This window comes from Streptomyces sp. NPDC048415, from assembly GCF_040651675.1.
Taxonomy (GTDB): domain Bacteria; phylum Actinomycetota; class Actinomycetes; order Streptomycetales; family Streptomycetaceae; genus Streptomyces.
The window spans coordinates 65,725-89,695 of record NZ_JBEZKJ010000009.1; the positions used below are offsets into that span (position 1 = coordinate 65,725).

At 69.9% G+C, this 23,971-nt stretch carries 16 protein-coding genes and 1 pseudogene; 12 read left to right on the forward strand and 5 right to left on the reverse strand.

The window, feature by feature from the left end:
* Positions 1-177 precede the first annotated feature (177 nt).
* From AB0D27_RS09535 to AB0D27_RS09550, 4 genes are all read left to right on the forward strand, one after another.
* Positions 178-2,253 carry an IucA/IucC family protein gene (locus AB0D27_RS09535; protein ID WP_362504494.1) on the forward strand — a complete coding sequence of 692 codons (2,076 nt, stop codon included), beginning with the start codon at positions 178-180 and terminating at the stop codon, positions 2,251-2,253.
* A gap of 39 nt (positions 2,254-2,292) precedes the next feature.
* Positions 2,293-3,156, forward strand: coding sequence for a GNAT family N-acetyltransferase (locus AB0D27_RS09540; protein WP_362504497.1), 864 nt, complete (start codon positions 2,293-2,295; stop codon positions 3,154-3,156).
* A 58-nt stretch (positions 3,157-3,214) separates the two neighbouring features.
* A complete protein-coding gene (locus AB0D27_RS09545) occupies positions 3,215-5,254 on the forward strand; it encodes an IucA/IucC family protein (RefSeq protein ID WP_362504500.1) in 2,040 nt (679 codons plus the stop codon).
* An 88-nt stretch (positions 5,255-5,342) separates the two neighbouring features.
* Positions 5,343-7,319: an ATP-dependent DNA helicase gene (locus AB0D27_RS09550; RefSeq protein WP_362504503.1), complete on the forward strand. Its 1,977-nt coding sequence runs from the start codon at positions 5,343-5,345 to the stop codon at positions 7,317-7,319.
* A gap of 779 nt (positions 7,320-8,098) precedes the next feature.
* On the opposite strand, the gene lexA is transcribed toward AB0D27_RS09550, so the two are convergent.
* A complete protein-coding gene (lexA, locus tag AB0D27_RS09555) occupies positions 8,099-8,875 on the reverse strand; it encodes a transcriptional repressor LexA (RefSeq protein WP_362504506.1) in 777 nt (258 codons plus the stop codon).
* A 518-nt stretch (positions 8,876-9,393) separates the two neighbouring features.
* On the opposite strand from lexA, the gene nrdR reads away from it, so the two are divergent.
* Both nrdR and AB0D27_RS09565 read left to right on the forward strand, forming a co-directional pair.
* Positions 9,394-9,948 carry a transcriptional regulator NrdR gene (nrdR, locus tag AB0D27_RS09560; protein WP_362504509.1) on the forward strand — a complete coding sequence of 185 codons (555 nt, stop codon included), beginning with the start codon at positions 9,394-9,396 and terminating at the stop codon, positions 9,946-9,948.
* Between the two features lie 151 nt (positions 9,949-10,099).
* Positions 10,100-13,006, forward strand: a complete 2,907-nt coding sequence (locus tag AB0D27_RS09565) for a vitamin B12-dependent ribonucleotide reductase (protein WP_362504512.1) — start codon at positions 10,100-10,102, stop codon at positions 13,004-13,006.
* A 107-nt stretch (positions 13,007-13,113) separates the two neighbouring features.
* On the opposite strand, the gene AB0D27_RS09570 is transcribed toward AB0D27_RS09565, so the two are convergent.
* The gene (locus AB0D27_RS09570) at positions 13,114-13,647 is read right to left on the reverse strand and encodes a TerD family protein (protein WP_362504515.1); all 534 of its coding nucleotides are present in this window, start codon (positions 13,645-13,647) and stop codon (positions 13,114-13,116) included.
* Between the two features lie 154 nt (positions 13,648-13,801).
* On the opposite strand from AB0D27_RS09570, the gene AB0D27_RS09575 reads away from it, so the two are divergent.
* From AB0D27_RS09575 to AB0D27_RS09585, 3 genes and pseudogenes are all read left to right on the forward strand, one after another.
* A complete protein-coding gene (locus AB0D27_RS09575; RefSeq protein ID WP_362504518.1) occupies positions 13,802-14,407 on the forward strand; it encodes a YdbC family protein in 606 nt (201 codons plus the stop codon).
* Positions 14,408-14,511: 104 nt separating this feature from the next.
* Positions 14,512-15,172: pseudogene (locus tag AB0D27_RS09580) on the forward strand (histidine phosphatase family protein).
* Positions 15,173-15,184: 12 nt separating this feature from the next.
* Positions 15,185-16,114, forward strand: a complete 930-nt coding sequence (locus tag AB0D27_RS09585) for an ADP-ribosylglycohydrolase family protein (RefSeq protein ID WP_362504520.1) — start codon at positions 15,185-15,187, stop codon at positions 16,112-16,114.
* A 527-nt stretch (positions 16,115-16,641) separates the two neighbouring features.
* Here the strand turns inward: AB0D27_RS09585 and AB0D27_RS09590 are convergent.
* Positions 16,642-18,189 carry an MFS transporter gene (locus tag AB0D27_RS09590; protein ID WP_362504523.1) on the reverse strand — a complete coding sequence of 516 codons (1,548 nt, stop codon included), beginning with the start codon at positions 18,187-18,189 and terminating at the stop codon, positions 16,642-16,644.
* Positions 18,190-18,362: 173 nt separating this feature from the next.
* On the opposite strand from AB0D27_RS09590, the gene AB0D27_RS09595 reads away from it, so the two are divergent.
* From AB0D27_RS09595 to AB0D27_RS09605, 3 genes are all read left to right on the forward strand, one after another.
* Positions 18,363-18,986, forward strand: coding sequence for a TetR/AcrR family transcriptional regulator (locus AB0D27_RS09595; RefSeq protein WP_362504527.1), 624 nt, complete (start codon positions 18,363-18,365; stop codon positions 18,984-18,986).
* 82 nt (positions 18,987-19,068) lie between these two features.
* Entirely contained in the window at positions 19,069-19,770 is a 702-nt protein-coding gene (locus tag AB0D27_RS09600; protein WP_362504530.1) for a ribonuclease HII, read from the forward strand.
* 68 nt (positions 19,771-19,838) lie between these two features.
* Complete coding sequence (locus tag AB0D27_RS09605) at positions 19,839-20,456, forward strand: hypothetical protein (protein WP_362504533.1); 618 nt, start codon at positions 19,839-19,841, stop codon at positions 20,454-20,456.
* 402 nt (positions 20,457-20,858) lie between these two features.
* On the opposite strand, the gene AB0D27_RS09610 is transcribed toward AB0D27_RS09605, so the two are convergent.
* On the reverse strand, positions 20,859-21,494 hold the full coding sequence (locus tag AB0D27_RS09610; RefSeq protein WP_362504536.1) for a hypothetical protein: 636 nt from the start codon (positions 21,492-21,494) through the stop codon (positions 20,859-20,861).
* Between the two features lie 223 nt (positions 21,495-21,717).
* On the reverse strand, positions 21,718-23,946 hold the full coding sequence (locus AB0D27_RS09615) for a RecQ family ATP-dependent DNA helicase (protein ID WP_362504539.1): 2,229 nt from the start codon (positions 23,944-23,946) through the stop codon (positions 21,718-21,720).
* Positions 23,947-23,971 lie beyond the last annotated feature (25 nt).

Here is a 23,971-nt window from a genome sequence, read left to right on the forward strand (position 1 = left end):
CCGGACACCGGAGGCCGGCCGTCGGGCGCCGGTCGTCGGCCGGCGGGGGTCGGCTGTTCACCCCGGCGGCCGACGGCAGGTCAGGCCCAGTACCGCTCAGAAACTCCGCCCTGCTCGCACAGAGAAACGAATCGCGGGTGGCCCGACACGCGCCAGTACCGCCCGGTTCATCACCACATGAACCGGATCGACCCCCTAGGAACTCTCGTGAACGCCACCCCCGCACCCGACGGACGTCCCCACGACCACGAGCGAACGGCCCGTGGGACAGGAACCCCGCACCTGCCAGTGGCCGAATCGGTCCCCCGGCAGAAGGAAAGGGCCCGCGAGTTCGAACGGCTGCGCGGCGCCACCGCCGATCTGCTGGAGCACCCCGACTCCCAGACCGCGGCCCAGGCCGCGGCGGTCGAGAACCTGCTGCGCTGCTGGGTGCGGGAGAACAACCTGCCCGCCCCAGATGACGGCACCCTCCGCATCCCCCTACCGGCCAGCGGCACCACACTCCTCGCACCGGTCCACTACTGGTCCGCCACTGGCTGGCACCGCTTCGGCCTCCCGTACCTCGCCGACGCTCCCGAGGAGGCACCGCCCGCGGACGCGGTCACGGTGGCGGCACTGTTCGCACGCCAAGCGGCGACAGGCACATCGGCAGCGATCATCGTTGACCCAGCGGACTCAGCGGCCGCCGTCGAACCGGCAGCCGCATCCGCGGGCGGGGCCCGAGCGGGAGCCGAGGCTGTCGCAACCGGCCCCGACACCCACGCCCCGCACAGCCCGACCGGTGACGGTGCCGACCTCGTCGCTCGCGTCGCCGACTCCGTTCGGCGCACCGCCCTGTTCATCAGTGACCGCAGACAACGCCCAGCCGACGAACCCGACCTCTTTCTCGCCGCTGAGCAAGCGCTTCTGCTCGGCCATCCGCTGCACCCCACACCGAAGGGCCGCGAAGGACTCTCCGAGGCGGAAGCTCAGGTCTACTCCCCGGAGTTGCGCGGATCCTTCCCCCTGCACTGGATGGCGGTCGCCCCCTCGGCGCTGGCGGCCGACTCGGCGTGGACGGAGCGCGGCCGCCCCGTCTTCGCGGAGCAGCTGACCGCGCGGCTGGCCGGCCCGGGACTGTCCCTGCCCGACGGCTACGCCGCCGCACTGCCGCTGCACCCCTGGCAGATGCGCGAGGTCCGGCACCGTCCAGAGACCGCGGCCCTGCTGGATTCCGGGCTGCTGCAGGACCTCGGTCCGCAAGGCTCCCCGTGGCAGCCCACCTCCTCGGTCCGTACCGTCTACCGCTCCGGCGCCGCCGCGATGCTGAAGCTGTCGCTGGGCCTGCGCATCACCAACTCCCGTCGCGAGAACCTCCGTAAGGAACTCCACCGCGGCGTGGAGGTCCACCGCCTGCTGCGAAGCGGCCTGTTCAAGCAGTGGCAGGCCGCCCACCCGGGCTTCGACATCGTCCGCGACCCGGCCTGGCTGGCCGTCAACGGCTCGGACGGCAGCCCGCTGCCCGGGCTTGACGTGGTGATCCGCCACAACCCGTTCAGCCCGACGGACGACGCTTGCTGCGTCGCGGGACTCGTCTCGCCCCGGCCGCACGCCCGAACGGGAGCAGGGGACCCTGCCCACGGGCGACCCCTGATGCGGTCCCGGCTCACCGAGATCGTCACGGGTCTCGCCGGCCGCACCGGCCGCCCGCGCGGCGCCGTCGCCACCGAGTGGTTCCTGCGCTATCTGGAGCAGGTCGTACGCCCTGTGCTCTGGCTGGACAGCGAGGCGGGCATCGCTCTGGAGGCTCACCAGCAGAACACCCTGCTTCTGCTGGACCCCGACGGCTGGCCCAAGGGCGCCCGCTACCGCGACAACCAGGGTTACTACTTCCGCGAGTCACGGCGCGCGGAACTCGACGCCCGGCTGCCCGGGATCGGCGCACACAGCGACACCTTCGTCTCCGACGACGTCACCGACGAACGCTTCGCCTACTACCTCGCCATCAACAACGTGCTCGGTCTCGTCGGCGCGTTCGGCTCCCAACGACTCGCCGACGAACAGCTGTTGCTCGCCGCCTTCCGCCGCTTCCTCGCCGACGTGGCCACCGGCCCGGACTGGCTGCGTACGCCCTTGCCCGCCCATCTGCTCGACTCACCCGTCCTGCGCTGCAAGGCCAACCTGCTGACCCGGCTGCACGGCCTCGACGAACTCGTCGGCCCCGTCGACACCCAATCCGTCTACGTCACCATCTCCAACCCCCTCCATTCCTGAGGAACATGACCCACCCCGTCTCCTGAGAGGAGCGTCGCCGTGCCTCCCACCGATGCGAGCGCCGACGCCGCAATCGCCCCCGCCGCCGAACTCGGCCCCGACACCGGCCCCCGCCCGGCCGCGGTTGCGAGCACGGACAGCGAGGACACCCTTGACCTGCGTCTCCCCGACGACTTCATCGCACTCTTCGCCGGGGAGGCCGAGGCTCAGCGCGGGAGCACGGGGAAAGCCGCGGGTGAGGCGCGAGGCGATGCTCCCGGAGAGGCCACGGGGGAGTACCGGGGCATGGCGGAGGTCGCCGCACCAGTCGCGCCCGTCGCGTCAGCCGGTGACGATCTGCTGGACCGTGTCGGCAGCTGGGGGTCGACCGCCACGCCCGTGGGCGTCTTCCACCTCGTCCCCGTGTGTCTCGAGCGGGACCTCCCACTGATCACCCGTTGGATGAACGACCCTGCCGTCGCGGCGTTCTGGGAACTGGCGGGACCCGAGTCCGTGGCAGAGGAGCATCTGCGCCTGCAGCTCGACGGCGACGGACGAAGTGTCCCCTGCCTCGGAGTGCTGGACGGCACCCCGATGAGCTACTGGGAGATCTACCGCGCGGATCTCGACCTCCTGGCCCGCCACTACCCCGCCCGACCGCACGACACCGGTGTCCACCTCCTCATCGGCGGTGTCGCCAACCGTGGGCGAGGGCTCGGCTCGGCCCTCCTCAGAGCTGTCGCCGACCACGTACTGGACAAGCGCCCCTCCTGCGCTCGCGTCGTCGCCGAACCCGACCTTCGCAACACCCCCTCCGTCTCCGCTTTCCTGAGCGCCGGCTTCCGGTTCTCCGCCGAGGTCGATCTGCCCGACAAGCGGGCAGCCCTCATGGTCCGAGACCGGGCCCTGCGCGATCTGTTGTAGCGCCGTCACTCTTGGTAACTCCACTCGTCCCGATCCAGTTCCCCGTCGAGGAGTTCCCGTGCTGAATTGGTCCGCCGCCCCGGCCTCCGCAGAGACCCCCGCCTTGTACGACCCCCCTGAACTGCGCAAAGACCTCTGGGAGCAGGCCGGCCGCCGCCTGCTCGCCAAGATGATCGCCGAGTTCGCGTACGAGGGGATCATCGAACCGGAGCACGCGGCCTCGTCCTCGGACCCCGTCCCCTCCCCGGCCTCGGGCTCGAACGCGGTCCTCTCCCCGGCCTCGGTCCCGAACCCGGTCCCATCCCCGGCCCCATCCCCGGCCTCGTCCCCGGACCCAGTCCCATCCCCTGCCTCGTCCCCTGCCTCGTCCCCGGACCCAGTCCCGCCCCCTGCCCCCGTCCCGAACCGGACAGGGCAACCGATCTCCACCGGCGGCCGCAGCACCCCGTACGCCCTCCGCCTCGACGCCGGCGGAATGCTGTCGTTCCGCGCTCGCCGCACCGCGTACGACAGTTGGCGTGTGGAACCCGAATCGCTCCGCCTCACGGAGGGCGGGGCGGAGCCTCGGCCCTTCACCGACCCGGTCGGCTTCCTCACCCGGGCCCGCGGCACGCTGGGACTCGACGGAGCGACGCTCGGCCATGCCATTCGCGAGCTGAGCACCACGCTCGCCGCGGACGTGCGCCTTGCCGACGACGCCCTCGCCGCGGCCGAGCTGGCCGATCTGGGATACGCGGAACTGGAAGGCCACCAGACCGGGCACCCCTGGATCGTGCTGAACAAGGGCCGCCTCGGCCTCTCCGCGCGAGACGCCGCAGGCTGGGCGCCGGAGGCCCGACGCGCGACGGCCCTTCCTTGGATCGCGGTGCACACCACGCTCGCCACCTACAGAGGCGTAACGGGGCTCGACACCGCGGAAGACCTCTACGCGCGCGAAATCACCCCCGCAACAAGGGGGTCCTTCGACGCGGTGCTCCGCGCGCGCGGGCTCGCACCGGAGTCGTACCTCTATCTGCCTGTGCACCCCTGGCAGTGGGACGACGTCGTGCTGCCCCTCTTCGCAGGCCACGTCGCCGAGGACGTGATCGTGCCGCTGCACTCGGACGGTGATCTGCGCCTGCCCCAGCAGTCGATCCGTACGTTCCTCAACGTCTCGCGCCCCGACCGGCACACCGTGAAACTCCCGCTGTCCGTCCTCAACACCCTGGTGTGGCGCGGCCTGCCCACGGAACGGACACTGGCGGCGCCCGCAGTCACCGCCTGGATCCACGGCCTGCGCGACGCCGATCCGTTTCTGCGCGACACCTGCGGGGTGATCCTGCTCGGTGAGGTCGCCTCGGTGACCGTCGGACATCCCGTGTACGACGGCCTCCCCGAAGTGCCCTATCAGTACAAGGAGCTGCTGGGAGCGATCTGGCGCGAGCCGGTGTCCCGCCATCTGGCCGCCGGTGAACGTGCCCGCACCCTGGCCGCCCTTCTGCACACCGACCCGCAGGGGCGTGCCTTCACAGCGCAGCTGGTGGACCGCTCAGGGGTGGCCTCTGACGTCTGGTTGCGCCGGCTCTTCGCCGCCCTGCTGCCGCCGCTGCTGCACTGCCTCTATCGGTACGGCACTGTGTTCAGCCCACACGGAGAGAACACGATCGTTGTCTTCGACGACCATGACGTACCGATCCGGATCGCGATGAAGGACTTCGTGGACGACGTCAACGTGAGCGCGGATCCCCTCCCCGAGCACGCCTCCATGCCGGACGACGTACGGCGGGTGCTGCTCACGGAGCCACCCGCGTTCCTGATCCAGTTCATCCATTCCGGGCTCTTCGTAGGAGTGTTCCGCTATCTGGCACCGCTCTGCGAAGAGCAACTGGGCGTCCCGGAGGACGAGTTCTGGTCCCTCGTACGAGCGGAGATCATCCGCTACCAGACGCGCTTTCCCGAGCTCAAGGAGCGTTACGAGATGTTCGACCTGCTCACCCCCCGTATCGAGCGCCTGTGCCTGAACCGCAACCGACTACACCTCGACGGCTACCGTGACCGCCCCGAGCGCCCGCACGCCGCCGTTCACGGCACCGTCCCGAACCCCCTTCACCAGCCTTGATCACGCCGCCCGCACCCGTCTTGATCACGTCCCTCGGCCCCGCCTTGATCGCCCGATTGTCAGTGGGGCCCCGTAGGCTGGCAACGCTATGACACAGCCCTCACTCCCCGAACTCCTGCATGCTGCCGTCACTGCCGTCGGCGGCACGGAGCGCCCTGGCCAGGTGACCATGGCCGAAGCCGTCGCGGGCGCCATCGACGACAGCTCCCACCTGCTGGTCCAGGCGGGCACCGGCACCGGCAAGTCGCTCGGCTATCTGGTCCCCGCGCTGGCGCACGGAGAGCGGGTGGTCGTGGCGACCGCCACGCTGGCGCTCCAGCGGCAGCTCGTGGAGCGGGACCTGCCGCGCACCGTCGACGCGCTGCACCCGTTGCTGCGCCGCCGCCCCGAGTTCGCGATGCTCAAGGGCCGGTCGAACTATTTGTGCCTGCACCGCCTGCACGAGGGCGTGCCGCAGGACGAGGAAGAGGGCCTCTTCGACCAGTTCGAGGCGGCCGCACCCACCAGCAAGCTGGGCCAGGACCTGCTGCGGCTGCGGGACTGGTCGGACGAGACCGAAACCGGCGACCGCGACGCCCTCACCCCCGGTGTGTCCGATCGCGCCTGGGCGCAGGTGTCCGTGTCGTCCCGGGAGTGCCTGGGCGCCACCAAGTGCGCCTACGGAGCCGAGTGCTTCGCGGAGATGGCACGGGAGCGCGCCAAGCTCGCCGAGGTCGTGGTCACCAACCACGCGCTGCTCGCGATCGACGCCATCGAGGGCGCGCCGGTCCTCCCACAGCACGAGGTGCTGATCGTCGACGAGGCCCATGAGCTGGTCTCCCGAGTCACCGGCGTCGCGACCGGCGAGCTCAGTCCCGGACAGGTCAACCGAGCCGTCCGCCGAGCCGCGAAGCTCGTCAACGAGAAGGCCGCCGACCAGCTCCAGACCGCAGCCGAAGGGTTCGAGCGAGTCATGGAGCTGGCGTTGCCGGGACGCCTGGAGGAGATCCCGGAGGACCTCGGGTACGCGCTGATGGCGCTGCGCGACGCCGCCCGCACGGTGATCTCGGCGATCGGCTCCACCCGCGACAAGTCCGTCCAGGACGAGGACGCGGTGCGTAAGCAGGCCCTGGCCGCCGTGGAGAGCGTGCACGACGTGGCGGAGCGCATCACCAACGGCTCCGAATGGGACGTCGTCTGGTACGAGCGCCACGACCGCTTCGGTGCGTCGCTGCGTGTCGCTCCCATGAACGTGTCGGGGCTGCTCAGGGAGAAGCTCTTCGCCGACCGCTCCGTCGTCCTGACCTCCGCGACGCTGAAGCTCGGCGGCGACTTCAACGGAGTGGGAGCCTCACTGGGGCTGGCACCGGAGGGGACCGAGGGCGAGGATCTTCCGCAGTGGAAGGGCGTCGATGTCGGCTCGCCCTTCGACTATCCCAAGCAGGGCATCCTCTATGTCGCCAAGCACCTGTCGCGCCCCGCGCGGGACGGCGACCGCACAGACATGCTGGACGAGCTGACGGAGCTGATCCGGGCCGCCGGCGGTCGTACGCTCGGTCTGTTCTCCTCGATGCGGGCCGCCCAGCTCGCGGCCGAGGAGCTACGGACGCGTATCCCCGAGTACCCCATCCTGCTGCAGGGCGAGGAGACACTCGGCGAGCTGATCAAGAACTTCGCCGCCGACTCGAAGACCTGCCTCTTCGGCACGCTCTCGCTCTGGCAGGGCGTGGATGTCCCGGGTCCCAGCTGTCAGCTGGTCGTCATGGACAAGATTCCCTTCCCACGCCCCGATGATCCGCTGATGAGCGCCCGCCAGAAGGCGGTAGAGGACAACGGCGGCAATGGCTTCATGGCCGTGGCCGCCACCCACGCCGCGCTCCTGATGGCCCAGGGCGCAGGCCGTCTCGTACGAGCGTCCGGTGACCGGGGAGTCGTCGCCGTACTGGACCAGCGCCTGGCCACGGCCCGCTACGGCAGCTACCTGAAGGCGTCCCTCCCCGACTTCTGGTACACGACGGATCGCAACCAGGTCCGCAGATCACTCGCCGCGATCGACGAGACGGCCCGGAAGGCGGAAACCGCGTAGCGCCTCGGGCGGCGGCAGCGGTGATGAGCTCGCCGACGCCACGGGTCGGCCCGCCGCCCACGAGGTGCGCGGAGCGAGACGGACCGCCACAACGGACGTTCCCGAGAGCAGCCCACTGCTCCACCGCTCGGACGTTCCCGAGAGCAGGTCCACCCGGCCCACCGCTCGACGTCCCCGCGAGCAGCCCACTGCTCCACCGCTCGGACGTCCCCGCGAGCAGCCCACTGCTCCACCGCACAGACGTCCCCGAGAGCAGGTCCACCGGCCCACCCCCCCGCTGCACGAAAGTCGCGCCGCGAGCAGGCCAACCTGCAGCCTCGGCCTGCTGGCCGGGAAGCGAAGCGTATGCAGGCGGCCGTCGGCGGAGAGGTGAAACCGTGCGCCCCCGTAGGGCTGAGATTGTGCGCCGGAGTCGCCGCCTGGGGAGCACATCGCACGTTCCCCGTCCGGGGGGAGCGAACCGCGGGCCTCGCAAGCAAGCGCGCACATCACGCAGACACCCAGGCCGGCAGTGCACCGCAGGTCCACTCCGCCGGGGGAGGGAAACGGGGAACGAACCACAGCTCACAGCCCACCGAGCACGGGCAGGACCCTGCGCTCCCAGGCCACCTGCCTGGGCACCGAACGCCCCGCCCGGGACTGAACCAACCGTCCCCTCCGGGACTGAACCGCCCCCGCCAAGGCCCTCGGCCAGAAAAACGCACAGGGCCCCGGAACCGGCGCAGTTGGTCCCGGGGCCCGGTCAGGGGCGGGGCGGTGCGGCCCGCCCGACGCGGGTGTTACACCCGCCGCAGTACTGCCACGACCTTGCCGAGGATGGTTGCCTCGTCGCCGGGGATCGGCTGGTACGCGGAGTTGTGCGGCAGCAGCCACACATGCCCGTCCTCGCGCTTGAAGCGCTTCACCGTGGCTTCGCCTTCCAGCATCGCGGCCACGATGTCGCCGTTCTCGGCGACCGGCTGGCGGCGGACCGTCACCCAGTCCCCGTCACAGATGGCGGCCTCGATCATCGAGTCACCGACGACCTTCAGAACGAACAGTTCGCCGTCACCGACCAGCTGGCGCGGGAGAGGGAAGACGTCCTCGACCGACTCCTCGGCGAGGATCGGGCCACCGGCGGCGATACGGCCGACGAGCGGCACATACGACGCGGCCGGCTTGCCCGCCGTGTCCGTGGGCTGCACCGACGACTGGTCGGAGCCGCGGACCTCATACGCCCGCGGGCGGTGCGGGTCACGGCGCAGGAAGCCCTTGCGCTCCAGCGCCATCAGCTGATGTGCGACGGAGGAGGTGCTGGAGAGGCCGACAGCCTGTCCGATCTCCCGCATCGACGGCGGGTAGCCGCGCCGCTGCACGGAGTCCCTGATGACCTCGATCACTCGGCGCTGCCGGTCGGTGAGTCCCGAGCTGTCCGCCCGGATGCCTGGAGGTCGCCCAGGCAGGGAGCGCTTGGGCCCCTCATGATTCGCGGCTTCGTTCATCGCATGCACCGGCTCGAGTCGGCCCTGGGAGCGGTCCTGGGCAGTGATGGTGGCACTGTCTGCGGTGGTGGTCACGTCGGCCCCTCTCGATGGTCTCCCTGCTGGACAACGGTAGTTGCTTTCGAAAGGTTGCGCCAAACACACGTTCGAGTGAAAAACTGCGGGTTGCCTGACGTGATCATGTGTCTGGGTGTATGGCTCGCGCCGCACCTGGCGGACAAAAGGCCCCATTGCTGTACTCTTCACCGCCGGGGGCGACGATCGCGCCAGCCGATGTGGGCCACTGCCCAGTCTGCCATCAGGCGCCCGGTGAACCGGGAACCGGCCCCCCTTCCGTGCGCCGCCCACGCTATCCCTGCGTGTCCGGGATGGGTATGCCCATGCGGCACATGCCATGACGTGTGCGACACGCGTGTCGTGGGCGAATTTAGGGCCGAGTCCCACATCTAGTGGTTGGATTGAAACGGCGGCCCAGAAGTTGTGGTCCCCCGGGTCTCCCGGCCCTCGGGCATCGCCTATGCTTGGGGCTGCTTCGAGGGGCTCAAGAGGTCTCGCGAGGTCTATGAGTCGTGCTGCGAAGGAGGGTTGGAGCCATGCACTGCCCCTTCTGCAGGCACCCTGACAGCCGCGTCGTCGACAGTCGTACGACCGATGACGGCACGTCGATCCGCAGGCGCCGCCAGTGCCCCGACTGCTCCCGTCGATTCACGACCGTGGAGACGTGCTCGCTGATGGTGGTCAAGCGCTCCGGCGTGACCGAGCCCTTCAGTCGTACCAAGGTCATCAACGGCGTGCGCAAGGCCTGCCAGGGGCGGCCTGTCACCGAGGACGCACTCGCCCAGCTCGGTCAGCGGGTCGAGGAGGCGGTGCGGGCCACCGGAAGCGCCGAACTGACCACCCATGACGTGGGGCTGGCCATACTCGGCCCGTTGCAGGAACTCGACCTCGTCGCCTATCTGCGGTTCGCGTCCGTGTACCGGGCGTTCGACTCGCTCGAGGACTTCGAGGCCGCCATCGCGGAACTCAGGGAAGAGACGAGGCAGCGCCCCGCCGCGGACGACGAAGTCGCGGACGAGGAGCGCCCGGAAAGCGACCGCGGGTCCGGAGGGACTGTCCAGGTCCCCGTGCCCGCCAGCGCCGCCGACTGACGCAGGGGCCGACCCCGGGTCGGCTCATCGGCGGCGACCACAGACCTGTTGCGTGCGGCCGTGTATGCGGCGCGCGCAGCACCAGACACACACCGTGCCACGGGAAGAACGAGGCACTTCAGGGCGTTTTAGCCCGATACAGGGAGGCGGCATGACAGAGACGGCGAGCGGTCCGGCACGAGGTTCCCGCGCCAAGGGCGGAGCCAAGGCCAGCAAGGGACTGCGCATCGAGCGCATCCACACCACCCCCGGCGTGCACCCGTACGACGAGGTGGAGTGGGAGCGCCGTGACGTCGTCATGACCAACTGGCGCGACGGCTCGGTCAATTTCGAGCAGCGTGGCGTCGAGTTCCCCGGCTTCTGGTCGGTGAACGCGGTCAACATCGTCACCAGCAAGTACTTCCGCGGTGCTGTCGGCACCCCGCAGCGCGAGGTGAGCCTCAGGCAGCTCATCGACCGCATCGTGAAGACGTACCGGAAGGCCGGCGAGGACTACAAGTACTTCGCCTCGCCCGCCGACGCCGAGATCTTCGAGCACGAGCTGGCGTACGCCCTCCTGCACCAGATCTTCAGCTTCAACAGCCCGGTCTGGTTCAACGTCGGAACGCCGCAGCCCCAGCAGGTCTCCGCCTGCTTCATCCTGTCCGTCGACGACTCCATGGAGTCGATCCTCGACTGGTACAAGGAAGAGGGCATGATCTTCAAGGGCGGTTCCGGCGCCGGCCTGAACCTCTCTCGTATCCGCTCCTCCAAGGAGCTCCTCTCCTCTGGCGGCAACGCCTCGGGTCCCGTCTCCTTCATGCGCGGTGCCGACGCCTCCGCAGGAACGATCAAGTCGGGTGGCGCCACGCGCCGCGCGGCCAAGATGGTCATCCTCGACGTCGACCACCCCGACATCGAGGACTTCATCGAGACCAAGGTCAAGGAGGAGGAGAAGATCCGCGCCCTGCGTGACGCGGGCTTCGACATGGATCTGGGCGGCGACGACATCACGTCCGTCCAGTACCAGAACGCCAACAACTCGGTCCGCGTGAACGACACGTTCATGAAGGCCGTCGAGTCGGACGGCAAGTTCGGCCTGACGTCCCGCATGACCGGCGAGGTCATCGAGGAGGTCGACGCCAAGCAGCTCTTCCGCAAGATGGCCGAGGCAGCCTGGGCCTGCGCCGACCCGGGCATCCAGTACGACGACACGATCAACCGCTGGCACACGTGCCCGGAGTCCGGCCGTATCAACGGCTCGAACCCGTGCAGCGAGTACATGCACCTGGACAACACGTCCTGCAACCTCGCCTCGCTGAACCTGATGAAGTTCCTGAAGGACGACAACAAGGGCCGCCAGTCCTTCGACGTCGAGCGCTTCGCGAAGGTCGTCGAGCTGGTCATCACCGCGATGGACATCTCCATCTGCTTCGCGGACTTCCCGACCCAGAAGATCGGCGAGAACACGCGCGCGTTCCGCCAGCTCGGCATCGGCTACGCCAACCTCGGCGCCCTGCTGATGGCGACCGGCCACGCGTACGACTCCGACGGCGGTCGCGCCCTCGCCGGGGCCATCACCTCCCTGATGACCGGCACGTCGTACAAGCGGTCCGCCGAGCTCGCCGCGGTCGTCGGTCCGTACGACGGTTACGCCCGCAACGCGCAGCCGCACCAGCGCGTCATGAAGCAGCACGCCGACGCCAACGGCACGGCCATCCGCATGGACGACCTGGACACGCCGATCTGGGCCGCCGCCACGGAGGCCTGGCAGGACGTGATCCGCCTCGGCGAGAAGAACGGCTTCCGCAACGCGCAGGCCTCGGTCATCGCCCCGACCGGCACCATCGGTCTCGCGATGTCCTGCGACACCACCGGTCTTGAGCCCGACCTCGCGCTGGTCAAGTTCAAGAAGCTGGTCGGTGGCGGGTCGATGCAGATCGTCAACGGCACCGTTCCGCAGGCCCTGCGCCGCCTGGGCTACCAGGAGGAGCAGATCGAGGCGATCGTCGCCCACATCGCCGAGAACGGCAATGTGATCGACGCTCCGGGCCTCAAGCACGAGCACTACGAGGTCTTCGACTGCGCCATGGGCGAGCGCTCCATCTCCGCAATGGGCCACGTCCGCATGATGGCCGCGATCCAGCCCTGGATCTCCGGCGCGCTCTCCAAGACGGTCAACCTGCCGGAGACGGCGACCGTCGAGGACGTCGAAGAGGTCTACTTCGAGGCGTGGAAGATGGGCGTCAAGGCGCTCGCGATCTACCGCGACAACTGCAAGGTCGGCCAGCCCCTCTCCGCGAAGACCAAGGGGAAGGGGACGTCCGAAAAGGCCGCAGTCACGGCCAAGGCCGAGGAGACCATTCGTGCCGCGGTCGAGAAGGTCGTCGAGTACCGCCCGGTCCGCAAGCGCCTCCCCAAGGGCCGTCCCGGCATCACCACCTCCTTCACGGTGGGCGGCGCCGAGGGCTACATGACCGCCAACTCCTACCCGGACGACGGTCTCGGCGAGGTCTTCCTGAAGATGTCGAAGCAGGGCTCCACGCTCGCGGGCATGATGGACGCCTTCTCGATCGCCGTCTCGGTCGGTCTGCAGTACGGCGTCCCCCTGGAGACGTACGTCTCGAAGTTCACGAACATGCGCTTCGAGCCGGCCGGTATGACGGACGACCCGGACGTGCGGATGGCGCAGTCGATCGTCGACTACATCTTCCGCCGCCTGGCGCTGGACTTCCTGCCCTTCGAGACCCGCTCCGCGCTCGGCATCCACTCCGCCGAGGAGCGTCAGCGTCACCTGGAGACGGGCTCGTACGAGCCCGCCTACGACGAGGTCGACGTCGAGGGGCTGGCCCAGTCCGCCCCCCGTGCGCAGGAGCTGAAGGCCGTCGTCACCCCGAAGGCCGAGGTCGAGGCGGCCAAGCCCGTTCCGCAGCAGGCGCACACCAGTGCCGAACTGGTGGAGATGCAGCTGGGCATCCAGGCGGACGCCCCCCTGTGCTTCTCCTGCGGCACGAAGATGCAGCGGGCCGGTTCCTGCTACATCTGCGAGGGCTGCGGCTCGACCAGCGGCTGCAGCTGATCCGAAGCCCTGAAGGGCGGCACGGCCATCGGCCGTGCCGCCCTTCGGCGTTTTTCGTGTCCCACGGAGAGGCCGGATTTCTCGATCGCGGCCCCGGGGAGGCAGTTTCAGGAGTCCTGTGGGCTTCCCATGACTCTGGCGAAGGTCGCCGGGTCCGTGGCGTAGCCGTGGATGCCCGGGTGGAAGGTCCACTCCCCGGAGTCGTCGCGTACGAACTCCCCGACCGTCGCGGCCGTCGAGCCCAGGACGGCGCCGAAGTCGTCCTGGGCCAGGACGGTGTAGCCCTCACGCAGGCGGAAGGCGGGATTGAGCACACCGACGAAGGTCCTGTGCGCGGCCCGCTGTTGGATGAGGACGCCGACCACCACGCGCGCGTAGCGGGCGTCCAGGCGGTCGAGCTCCAGGGTCATGACCTCGTCCCAGCCGAAGCCCTTGCCGTCCTTGCTGTCCCGGTTCAGATAAATGGTGCCGTCCGGCGAGCGGCTGTCGAAGTGCACTACGTAGGACGGTTCGTCGTACGGTGCGGTCGCCAGATAGGTCGCCGCGATGATGTCGAGGTCGGTCGCGGGTTCACCGACTGGACTCGGATCCCACTTCACCGCCAGCTCGACCTTGCGGATGCCCTTGTTGAGACCGTGCACAGATCTCCCCTCCCCGTTCCCTGTCTGCTTCCTGGCCCAACTGCTCTGCAGACAGGGCCGGTTGTCCATCGTGCCACGCGCGCCGGGGCGCTCGCGCGGATGTACTCCGCCGGAGCGTGACCGGCGCCACGCTCCGTGGCCTTACGATGGCGCGGTGCTGGTCAAGTGGATTCGCTGCACCGTGGTGGACCGCCGCGGTTTCGAGCGCGGGCAGCGAAAGTGGGCGGGGCTTCTGGGGGAGCCGGGTTTCCGGGGACAGGGCGGGGGATGGAGCGTGGGGCGGTCCGGCGTCGCACACATCTTCGCCTTCTGGGAGAGCCGGGCGTTCTACGACTCCTTCATGGCCCGTTCCCATGACCGGCTCGCCGCGGCGCAGTCGGGCACCTTCAAAGACTCCCAGGTCAAGCTGTTCGATCACCGTTTCGACGTGAAGACCGGCTTCGAGCCGCGCTTCACGGACGCCGACCTGGTGCGGGTGGCGCACTGCCGTGTCCACGAGGAGCGGGCCGAGCACTTCGCGCTGATGCAGGAGAAGGTCTGGAATCCCGCGATGGCGGGCTCGCCCGGCATGGTGCGGGGCCTGTTCGGCGAGGCGTCCGGCAATGAGTTCCTGGTCCTGTCCATGTGGCAGTCCGCCGCCGAGCACGGAAAGTATCGCGCCGAGCGGGTGGAGAGGCTGGCGCTGCGTGCCCAGATCGAGGCCGATGTCGCGGCCCTCGCGGGCGACATCGTGCAACTGGAGCCCGGCTGGACGGTCTGACGGCGCCTTGCGTCGCGGTTCCCGCGTGCGGGAACTGTGTGACCTACGCTGTATGGAGACCGTACGAGTGCTCGATCGACCGTGACACGATCTAGGGTCTTGGCATGGCACGACCACGGCGCATCGTCCTTGTCCGGCACGGAGAGTCGGTGGGCAATGCCGATGACTCCGTGTACGAACGCGAGCCCGACCACGCTCTGGCGCTCACCGAGAAGGGGTGGCAGCAGGCGGAGGAGACGGGCAAACACTTGAGGGATCTTTTCGGGCAGGAGCGCGTAAGCGTTTACGTGTCGCCATACCGGCGTACGCACGAGACGTTCCGTGCCTTCCATCTCGACCCCGAGCTCGTACGGGTGCGCGAGGAGCCCCGGCTGCGCGAGCAGGACTGGGGCAACTGGCAGGACCGCGACGACGTACGCCTCCAGAAGGCCTATCGGGACGCGTACGGGCACTTCTTCTACCGCTTCGCGCAGGGCGAGTCCGGTGCCGACGTGTACGACCGGGTCGGCGGCTTCCTGGAGAGCCTGTACCGGAGCTTCGAGGCCCCCGACCACCCGCCGAACGTGCTCCTGGTGACCCATGGCCTGGCCATGCGGCTGTTCTGCATGCGCTGGTTCCACTGGACGGTCGCGGACTTCGAATCGCTGTCGAATCCGGGGAACGGGGAGACACGGATGCTCGTTCTGGGGGAGGACGGCAAGTACACACTTGACCGGCCCTTCGAACGATGGCGTGATCCCCGAGCCGTACGGAGTCACCGGATAGAGTGGCAGAGCGATGACCGCTGACTCCTCTCCCGCCAGGCGCCTGGACCGCGCCGTGGCCAGCCTGCGCGGACTCGCGGTGGGGGACGCGCTGGGCTCGCAGTTCTTCGTGCCCGCGAACTACCCGCTACTCAAGCGACGCGAGCTGCCGCCCCGCCCCTGGCAGTGGACCGACGACACCGAAATGGCCTGCTCCGTAGTGGCCGTTTTGGCCGAACACCACCGCATCGACCAGGACGAACTGGCCCGCTCCTTCGCCGAGCACCACGACTTCGACCGGGGCTACGGGCCCGCGGTCAACCGGCTGCTGCGGCAGATCCGGGAAGGCGGCGACTGGCGCGAGCTGGCGTCCGCCCTCTTCAAGGGGCAGGGCTCGTGGGGCAACGGGGCGGCGATGCGGATCGCCCCCCTGGGGGCCTGGTACGCGGACGATCCGGAGCAGGCGACGCACCAGGCGGAGATCTCGGCGTACCCCACGCACCAGCACCGCGAGGCCGTGGTCGGCGCCATGGCCGTCGCCGCCGCCGCCGCGCTGGCGGCCGACCCGGCGGGTCCGCCGAGCGCAGAGGCGCTGCTCGACGGCGTCGTCGCACTCGTCCCGCGCAGCGCCGTCGGCGCCGGGCTGCGACGCGCCCGGGACATGCTCGACTACGGGGACCCCGCGACCGTCGCCGCGGTCCTCGGCTGCGGACGGCGTACGTCGGCGCACGACACCGTGCCCTTCGCGCTCTGGTCGGCGGCCCGCGCCCTCGGCGACTACGAAGAGGCCTTCTGGGTCACCGCCCAGGCCGGCGGCGACGTGGACACGACCTGCGCCATCGTGGGCGGCGTGGTCGCCTCCGGGAAGGCGGGAGCACCCCCGGGCGCCTGGACGGAGCGTACGGAGGGGCTGCCGGACTGGGTAGCGGGCCCTGCGTACGGACGCACGGCGAGCGGCGCGTAGAGGCGGCGGCGCTCGCCGCGGAGTGTGCGCGCGCTCGCCGTGATCGCGGTCCTGCTGTACGGCTTCGGGGCGCGGCTCGTGGGGGCCGACTCCGCCTTCGCGAAGCTGCTCGGGGACCTCGTGCCTGATGCCACCCTCTCCGGTCGCCCGTGGCGCCTCGCGCTTCTGGCGCCCGGCCTGCTCGGAGCGCTGGCGGCGGGCCACACGTCCGCGCCTGTCCAGTGGAACCGGAGCGCTGCGCTGGGCACCTCGCGACGACGCGCGCGATCGGACCGTGGTGCGCTGTGCGCTGGGAACTCTTCGCGGACTGGCGCTCGTTGTCGTGGCATGGGCGGTGCGACGTATGGGGCATGCACGTGGAGGCTTATGGAATGACGCGGCCGAGGAGCCGGTGTACCGCTGAGGCCGATTGCGGTGCGGCCGGGAGCGAGGAGGTCTGTCGCTCTCCCGTCGTCCTGCGGATGGCCGGACCGGCGTCCTCGCCGTCGATCCCCCGGACAGTCGGCCCGGCCTCCACAGCTCCCTCGTCAGCCCGCGGCGGGTCCTGCCGTGCCGGCGAGGGCGTCCAGGTCGCTCTTGCGAACCCGGATCACCAGCGCGGCCGTGATCAGAGCCAGCAGGGCCATCGCGGCCGCCGGTATGAAGGCGGTCGAAATGCCATGGGCGAGCACCTCGTGACCCCAGGGCGCGGGCAGCTGGTGGCTCTTGGCGAACTCGGCCTTCTGCTGCGCCGAGCCGTCCGTCAGGAACTTTGGCAGCTGCTTCTCCGCCTCGTCACGGCTGGCCGAGCCGAAGACCGTGGTGAGGATGGAAAGGCCCAGCGAACCGCCCACCTGCTGCGTGACATTGAGCAGACCCGAAGCCGCGCCCGCCTCGTGCGGAGCGACACCCGCGACCGACGTGACCGTCAGCGTCACGAAGTTCAGGCCCATGCCGAAGCCGAACAGCAGCATCGGGCCGAGCACTCCGCCGACGTACGAGCTGTCGGGGCTGATGAACGTCTGCCAGGCGAGCCCGAGCGTGACGAGCGTCGAGCCGACCAGCATGAACGGCTTGGGGCCGAGGACCGGCAGGAACCGTTGCGACAGACCCGCGCCGACCGCGATCGCGACCGTCACCGGGAGGAAGGCCACACCGGCCGAGATCGGGCTGTACCCCAGCACGTTCTGCACGAAGAGCACGATGTAGAAGAACATGCCGAACATCGCCGCGGCCAGGCTCAGCATGATCACGTACGTGCCCGAGCGGTTGCGGTCGGTGAACATCCTCAGCGGAGTAATGGGCTCCTTGGCCCGCGTCTCGATGACCGCGAAGGCAAGCAGCAGCACCACGGCCGCGCCGAACGACCCGATCGTGAGGCTGTCCCGCCAGCCCTCCTCCGCGGCGCGGATGAATCCGTACACCAGGGACGCCATACCGGCCGTCGAGGTGAGCGCACCCGCGATGTCGAAGCGCCCGGGATGGCGTTCGGACTCGTTGATGTACATCGGCGTCAGCACGGCGATCAGGACACCGATGGGTACGTTGACGAAGAGGACCCACCGCCAGTCGAGCCACTCGGTGAGCATGCCGCCCGCGAGCAGGCCGATGGCGCCACCGCCGGCCGATACCGTGGCGAACACGGCGAACGCCCGGTTCCGCTCCGGACCTTCGGGGAACGTCGTGGTGATGAGCGCCAGCGAGGTGGGCGACGCGATCGCGCCACCGACGCCCTGCAGGGCACGCGCGGCCAGCAACTGCCACGGTTCCTGGGCGAGTCCGCCGAGCAGCGAGGCGAAGGTGAACAGCAGGATGCCGGTCATGAAGACCCGGCGCCGGCCGAGGATGTCACCGGCCCGCGCGCCGAGAAGCAGCAGGCCGCCGAAGGTGAGGGTGTACGCGCTGACCACCCATGTCAGGTCGGTCGTACTGAACTTGAGCGCGTCTTGAATGTGCGGGAGCGCGATGTTCACAATCGTCGCGTCGAGTACGACCATGAGTTGGCAGGCCGCGATGACGGTGAGCGCGATGCCGGGGTGCCCCTCCCGGCGGGCCGCTCCTGGCTTGGTGTCCTGAATCAACTGAGAGGTTGTCACTATGGGTCCCCCACAAGTGCGTTAGTGAACGCTCGCGTTCACTGTCGCGTCAACGGTAGTGAGTCCCCGACAGTGAACGCAAGCGTTCACTGAAGTCGCTGCCGCATGGCGTCAACTCGTTCGCTCGACCCTCCCCGGAAAACCCGCTCCCCCCGCACAACGGAGACACTCAGATGGTTACTTCGCGTTGGACGGCCGCCCCCGCTCAGACGGCCTCCTCGCGCCGACGCGGTGCCGTACTCGAACGCGCGATCCTGGAAGCCGCGCTGGAACAACTCGGCACGGTCGGCTGGAACGGCCTCACGATGGAGGGCGTCGCGGCGCGCGCCCAGACCGGCAAGGCAGCGGTCTATCGCCGCTGGCCGTCCAAGGAAGACCTCGTCGCGGACGCGCTGCAGTCCGGACTGCCCAGCCTGGCGGAGGCGCCCGACCTGGGAAGCGTCCGGGAGGACCTGCTGGAGCTGTGCCGGCGAGTGCGTGAGGCGATGTTCTCGCAGCCGGGATTCGCACTGCGCTCAGTGCTTTACGAATGCGACGCAGCCCAGGCCGAACGCTTTCAACGCGTCATCCTGGGTGGGGTCATCGAGCCGACCATGCGCCTGCTGCGAGAGGTCATCAACCGCGGCATCGAGCGGGGAGAGGCGCGTTCCGACGCCGCCAACTCTTACGTCTTCGATGCCATCCCGGCCATGCTGATGTATCGCTCCAAGGTGTGCGCGAGCGAATGGAGTGAGCGGGACCTGGAGGAGATGATCGACCAGTTGATGGTCCCGCTGCTGCGGCGGCGGGCCGTCTGATCGACTCCGTCGGCGACACCCTGGTTGCTCGGGGAAACCTGGGTGTCGCGAGGTGCTCCGGGCGGCGTAGGCTAAGGGCGCCATGCCGTACGAACCCCCCACCCACACCGTCGAGCGCTCCCTCCGCGCCACGACCGGAGCGAAGATCATTGCCGGTGTCGACGAGGTGGGGCGTGGTGCGTGGGCAGGCCCTGTCACCGTCTGCGCCGCCGTCACGGGACTGCGCCGCCCGCCCGAGGGGCTCACCGACTCCAAACTCCTGACGGTCAAGCGGCGCACCGTGCTCGCCGTGGCGTTGGAGAAATGGGTGACGTCGTATGCCCTGGGGCATGCCTCTCCGGAGGAGATCGACGACCTGGGGATGACGGCCGCGCTGCGTCTGGCGGCCGTACGTGCCCTGGAGGCCCTCCCGGTCCGCCCCGACGCGATCATCCTCGACGGGAAGCACGACTATCTCGGCGCTCCCTGGCTGGTCCGTACGGTGATCAAGGGCGACCAGTCCTGCGTCGCCGTCGCGGCGGCTTCGGTGATCGCCAAGGTTCAGCGCGACAAAATGATGGCCGAACTGGGCATCGACCATGCAGACTTCGGTTTTGCGGCCAACGCCGGGTACCCGTCGCCGGTCCACAAGGCCGCGCTGGAGGAGCGGGGCCCCACCCCGTACCACCGGCTCACGTGGGCGTATCTTGATGCGCTGCCGCAGTGGCGGCATCTCAAGAAGGTCCGCAGTTGGGCGGACGGAAACGTTCCGGAAATCGAGGGTCAGCTCGGCTTCGATTTCTGACAATTCCGCTCGCACTCATGTGCCACCCGCCGACGCGAGTCGCACCGGCGTTTGATAAATATCAGCTCATGCCTCTTCCCGAGGAGCCTCAGATTCACGAGAGTGCCCAGGGTCCCCGCGCCACTCCGGCCAGTGGCCGTACCGCGCCGACCCCCCGTCCCGTACCCGGTCCCCGTCCCGTGGCTCCGCCGCGTCCCGGCCGCCCGGGTCCTGTCCGGCCGATGCCGGCCCAACGCACCCCGCGCGAGCCGGTCCCGGTCACCCCAGGGCCGTCCGCCCAGGCGGCCGCACCCGCTGCCGCGACCCCGCAGATCCAGCTGATCCCGGCCTCGGCCGAGGGTGCGCTGGACGCCGCCGAGGAAGCCGTCGACCTGCTGCTGGAGTCGGGTCGCGCCCCTGGTGAGGTGCTGGTGATCACCACCGGCGAACCGCACCCGTGGGCCGCGCACGAACTCTCCTTCGGCGAGACCGCGTACTGGGCACAGCACGACGCGGGCGACGACGTCTTCTACACCGATGCCTCCGGCGCGGGCCGGGCGGCGACCCGTCCCGTGGTCGTGGTCGCCGTCAACGGCGGCCCCGACGCTGCCGCCGCCCTGCCGTTGGCCCTCGGCCGGGCCGGCGCCCTGCTGATCGTCTGCGGTGACCCGCAGCAGATCAACTCGGTGCTGGGCGCGGGCGTCTGATCGAGTTCCGGACGTCGTCGTCCGGGATTTGTTCGGGGGGACGTTGAGGGTGCCGCTTCGGCGGCACCTGTACGGCGGTCGTTCCGGCGTGCCCGTCGTGCGTTCCTGTGCCAACGGTGCGTCCCTTGTGCGGGGCGCCCGTGTGGGGTGCCTTTGCGTCGGGGTGCCCTTCGCTATGCCTGACGCTGTGCCCGTACGCCTGCCGTCGTGCCGTTCGGCCCCCTCTGGATCGTACGTCTGCCGTACGTCCCCGCAGCGGGCCGCTCCGGAGTGCTGCCCCGGCCGGGTGTCGCGAAGCGGCGTTCGGTCGCCGGAGCACCCTCCGGTCGTCTCACGCTCGTCCGTCTCGGCTGCCCGGCGCGGGGCGGCCAGACCGCACCCCGTCCGGGGTGGGGCGGCGTCTCAGCGAGCGGCCGCCCGGCGCAGTACCTCCGACGCGACGCCTCCGGTGCGCGGAAGCGGCGGCAGTGACTCGGTCGTGGCGAAGGGCTCTGGTGGTGAGTCCGCGTGGGGGCGGCGACCGCCGCGGCCCTCGCCGAGCACCTGCCAGCCGTCACGCGTCAAGGTGATGTACGCCCCGCAGCGCAGCCCGTGGAGCGTGCAGGCGTCCCGCAGTCCCCACATCCACGCCCCGTCCTCCTCCGTCCAGCGCGCGTCGCCCTCACGGCAGTAGAGCAGCACCGCCGTACGCACTGGTGTGCGGCGCCGCAGGTCGTGCGGGATGACCCGGCGCAGCTGGGAGAGCAGCGCGTTGCGGAGCATCCAGCCGTCGGCCGGAGCCTGACGCCGGATGAACGAGGCGCTCGCTCTCAGCCGCTCGTCCGGATCGAGGACGGCCACGACCGCCGTCGAGGGCCTGGGTCGGTGCCGGGCATGCAGTCCGCTGACGACCTCCCGGGGATTGCGCAGCAGCGGAATCCCCGCGGAGGCCCACTCGGCGGGTTCGAGCATCCGGGCCAGTGGGTTGGCGGAAGCGGCGGACGGGTCGGCAGAACTCGACATGGATGCCGCCGAGGACGGAGCGAATCCGAAGGTCACGGTCCTCCCTTCGGCTACGCGCCCACACTGCGGGCGGGGTCGGACTTGGGGGAGCGCACGCCGCAGCAGAGCCCTACCGGACCACGGGCGAGCCGTGCGGGGAGCGGACTTCAATTCTTCCTGTCGAACTGGGCTGCGGCAACGAGCAATTGGGGTCACAGACCGTTTTCGTGCGTTGCGCCACCTATATCCCTGCCCACCGTTCCGGTTGGCGATGCGTGGGTCACGCCTGTACGGCGAGGACCAGCGGCAACACCCCGTGGGCACCGGCCCGGCGGAGCATGCGTGCGGCCACGGCGAGCGTCCAGCCGGTCTCCGTGGCGTCATCCACGAGCAGGACCGGACCGCCCGCTTCCTTCAGGGCGGCGGCCAGCTCGGGCGGCACGGTCAGTGCCCCGCTCAGCGCCTTGAGTCGCTGGGCGCTGTTGCTCCGGGACATCCGTGGCGCCTCACCCACGTTTTCCACTGATCCCAATAGCGGCAGTCGGCCGACCTCCGCGATCCGCGCGCCCAGGGACTGGATCAACCGCGGCCGGCTACGCGAAGCCACGGTCACCACGCCGACCGGGCGCGGCTGCGCATCGGGCTGTCCCGAGGCCCAGCCGCCGGGTCCCTTGGCCCAGTCGCTCAGCACGCCGACCACGGCCTTGGCGACATCGTCCGGTACGGGACCGTCGGGGGCCTGCGGTGCGAGCAGCGGCCGCAGCCGGTTGCCCCAGCCGATGTCCGAGAGCCGTCCCAGAGCGCGCCCCGTGGCCGCCAGTTCGCCGGCCGGGATACGTCCCTTCAGCTCGACACCGACGGCGGGCAGACCCGTCGGCCACATCTTCCGCGGTTCGACCTCGACGCCCGCGCGGCCGAGCTCGCCATTGGCCGCGTCCAGCGCCGAGGGGGTCACGGAGGCCTCGAACCGGCCTCCGGCGCAGTTGTCGCAGCGCCCGCACGGCTTCGCGCCCTCGTCGTCCAGCTGCCGACGCAGGAACTCCATCCGACAGCCGGTCGTCGTGACGTAGTCGCGCATCGCCTGCTGCTCGGCCGCCCGCTGCTTGGCGACCCAGGCGTAGCGCTCGGTCTCGTACGTCCACGGGGTGCCCGTGGAGATCCAGCCGCCCTGGACCCGGCGGACCGCCCCGTCCACGTCGAGCACCTTGAGCATGGTCTCAAGACGAGACCTGCGCAGCTCCACCAGTGGCTCGAGGGCGGGCAGCGAGAGAGGCCGCTCGGCCCGCGCCAGGACGTCCAGCGTGCGGCGCACCTGCTCCTCCGGTGGGAAGGCGATCGACGCGAAGTACTCCCAGATCGCCTGGTCCTCCTTGCCCGGCAGGAGCAGCACCTCCGCGTGCTTCACCCCGCGGCCCGCGCGCCCCACCTGCTGGTAGTACGCGATGGGGGAGGAGGGCGAGCCCAGGTGCACGACGAATCCCAGGTCGGGCTTGTCGAAGCCCATGCCCAGCGCGGACGTGGCGACCAGGGCCTTGACGCGGTTGGCGAGCAGGTCCTCCTCGGCCTGCTGGCGATCCGCGTTCTCCGTCTTGCCGGTGTACGACGCCACCGTGTGCCCGCTCTGGCGCAGGAAGGCGGTGACCTCCTCGGCGGCGGCCACCGTGAGCGTGTAGATGATGCCCGACCCCGGCAGGTCGTTCAGATGCTCGGCGAGCCATGCCATCCGGTGGGCGGCGTCGGGCAGCCGCAACACGCCGAGGCTCAGGCTCTCCCGGTCCAGCGGCCCGCGCAGGACGAGCGCGTCGGTGCTCGCTCCCGTGCCCAGTTGCTCGGCCACGTCGGCCGTCACGCGCGCGTTGGCAGTCGCGGTGGTGGCAAGGACAGGGACGCCGGGCGGAAGGTCGGCGAGCATGGTGCGCAGGCGGCGGTAGTCCGGCCGGAAGTCGTGGCCCCAGTCGGAGATGCAGTGTGCCTCGTCGACCACGAGGAGGCCGGTGGCCGCGGCCAGCTTGGGCAGCACCTGGTCGCGGAAGTCCGGATTGTTGAGTCGCTCCGGGCTGACCAGGAGAACGTCGACCTCGCTCGCCGCGACCTCGGCCTGGATCGTCTCCCACTCCTCAGTGTTGGAGGAGTTGATCGTCCGCGCGTGGATTCCGGCGCGGGCGGCCGCCTCCACCTGGTTGCGCATGAGCGCGAGGAGCGGCGAGACGATGACCGTGGGTCCGGCGCCCCGCTCGCGCAGCAGCGCGGTCGCCACGAAGTACACCGCGGACTTGCCCCAGCCGGTGCGTTGCACGACCAGGGCTCTGCGCTTGTCGGCCACCAGCGCTTCGATGGCGCGCCACTGGTCCTCGCGCAGCCGCGCCTCGCCCGCTTGGGCCCCGACGAGGCGGGCCAGCACCGCATCGGCCGCGCTGCGCAGGTCTTGGCCGACCGCGCCACGCGAGTCATGCGTGGCTGTCGGTCGCGAGTGATGGGTGGCTGTGGGTCGCGGGTCCTCGTTGGTCATGACCCCATGCAACCCGATGGGTCGG

Excerpts from the sequence above, each read along its gene's own strand:
- AB0D27_RS09535 (WP_362504494.1), top strand. The coding sequence starts at position 178 with ATGAACCGGATCGACCCCCTAGGAACTCTCGTGAACGCCACCCCCGCA.
- AB0D27_RS09550 (WP_362504503.1), top strand. The coding sequence starts at position 5,343 with ATGACACAGCCCTCACTCCCCGAACTCCTGCATGCTGCCGTCACTGCC.
- nrdR (WP_362504509.1), top strand. The coding sequence starts at position 9,394 with ATGCACTGCCCCTTCTGCAGGCACCCTGACAGCCGCGTCGTCGACAGT.
- AB0D27_RS09565 (WP_362504512.1), top strand. The coding sequence starts at position 10,100 with ATGACAGAGACGGCGAGCGGTCCGGCACGAGGTTCCCGCGCCAAGGGC.
- AB0D27_RS09585 (WP_362504520.1), top strand. The coding sequence starts at position 15,185 with ATGACCGCTGACTCCTCTCCCGCCAGGCGCCTGGACCGCGCCGTGGCC.
- AB0D27_RS09595 (WP_362504527.1), top strand. The coding sequence starts at position 18,363 with ATGGTTACTTCGCGTTGGACGGCCGCCCCCGCTCAGACGGCCTCCTCG.
- AB0D27_RS09600 (WP_362504530.1), top strand. The coding sequence starts at position 19,069 with ATGCCGTACGAACCCCCCACCCACACCGTCGAGCGCTCCCTCCGCGCC.
- AB0D27_RS09605 (WP_362504533.1), top strand. The coding sequence starts at position 19,839 with ATGCCTCTTCCCGAGGAGCCTCAGATTCACGAGAGTGCCCAGGGTCCC.
- AB0D27_RS09615 (WP_362504539.1), bottom strand. The coding sequence starts at position 23,946 with ATGACCAACGAGGACCCGCGACCCACAGCCACCCATCACTCGCGACCG.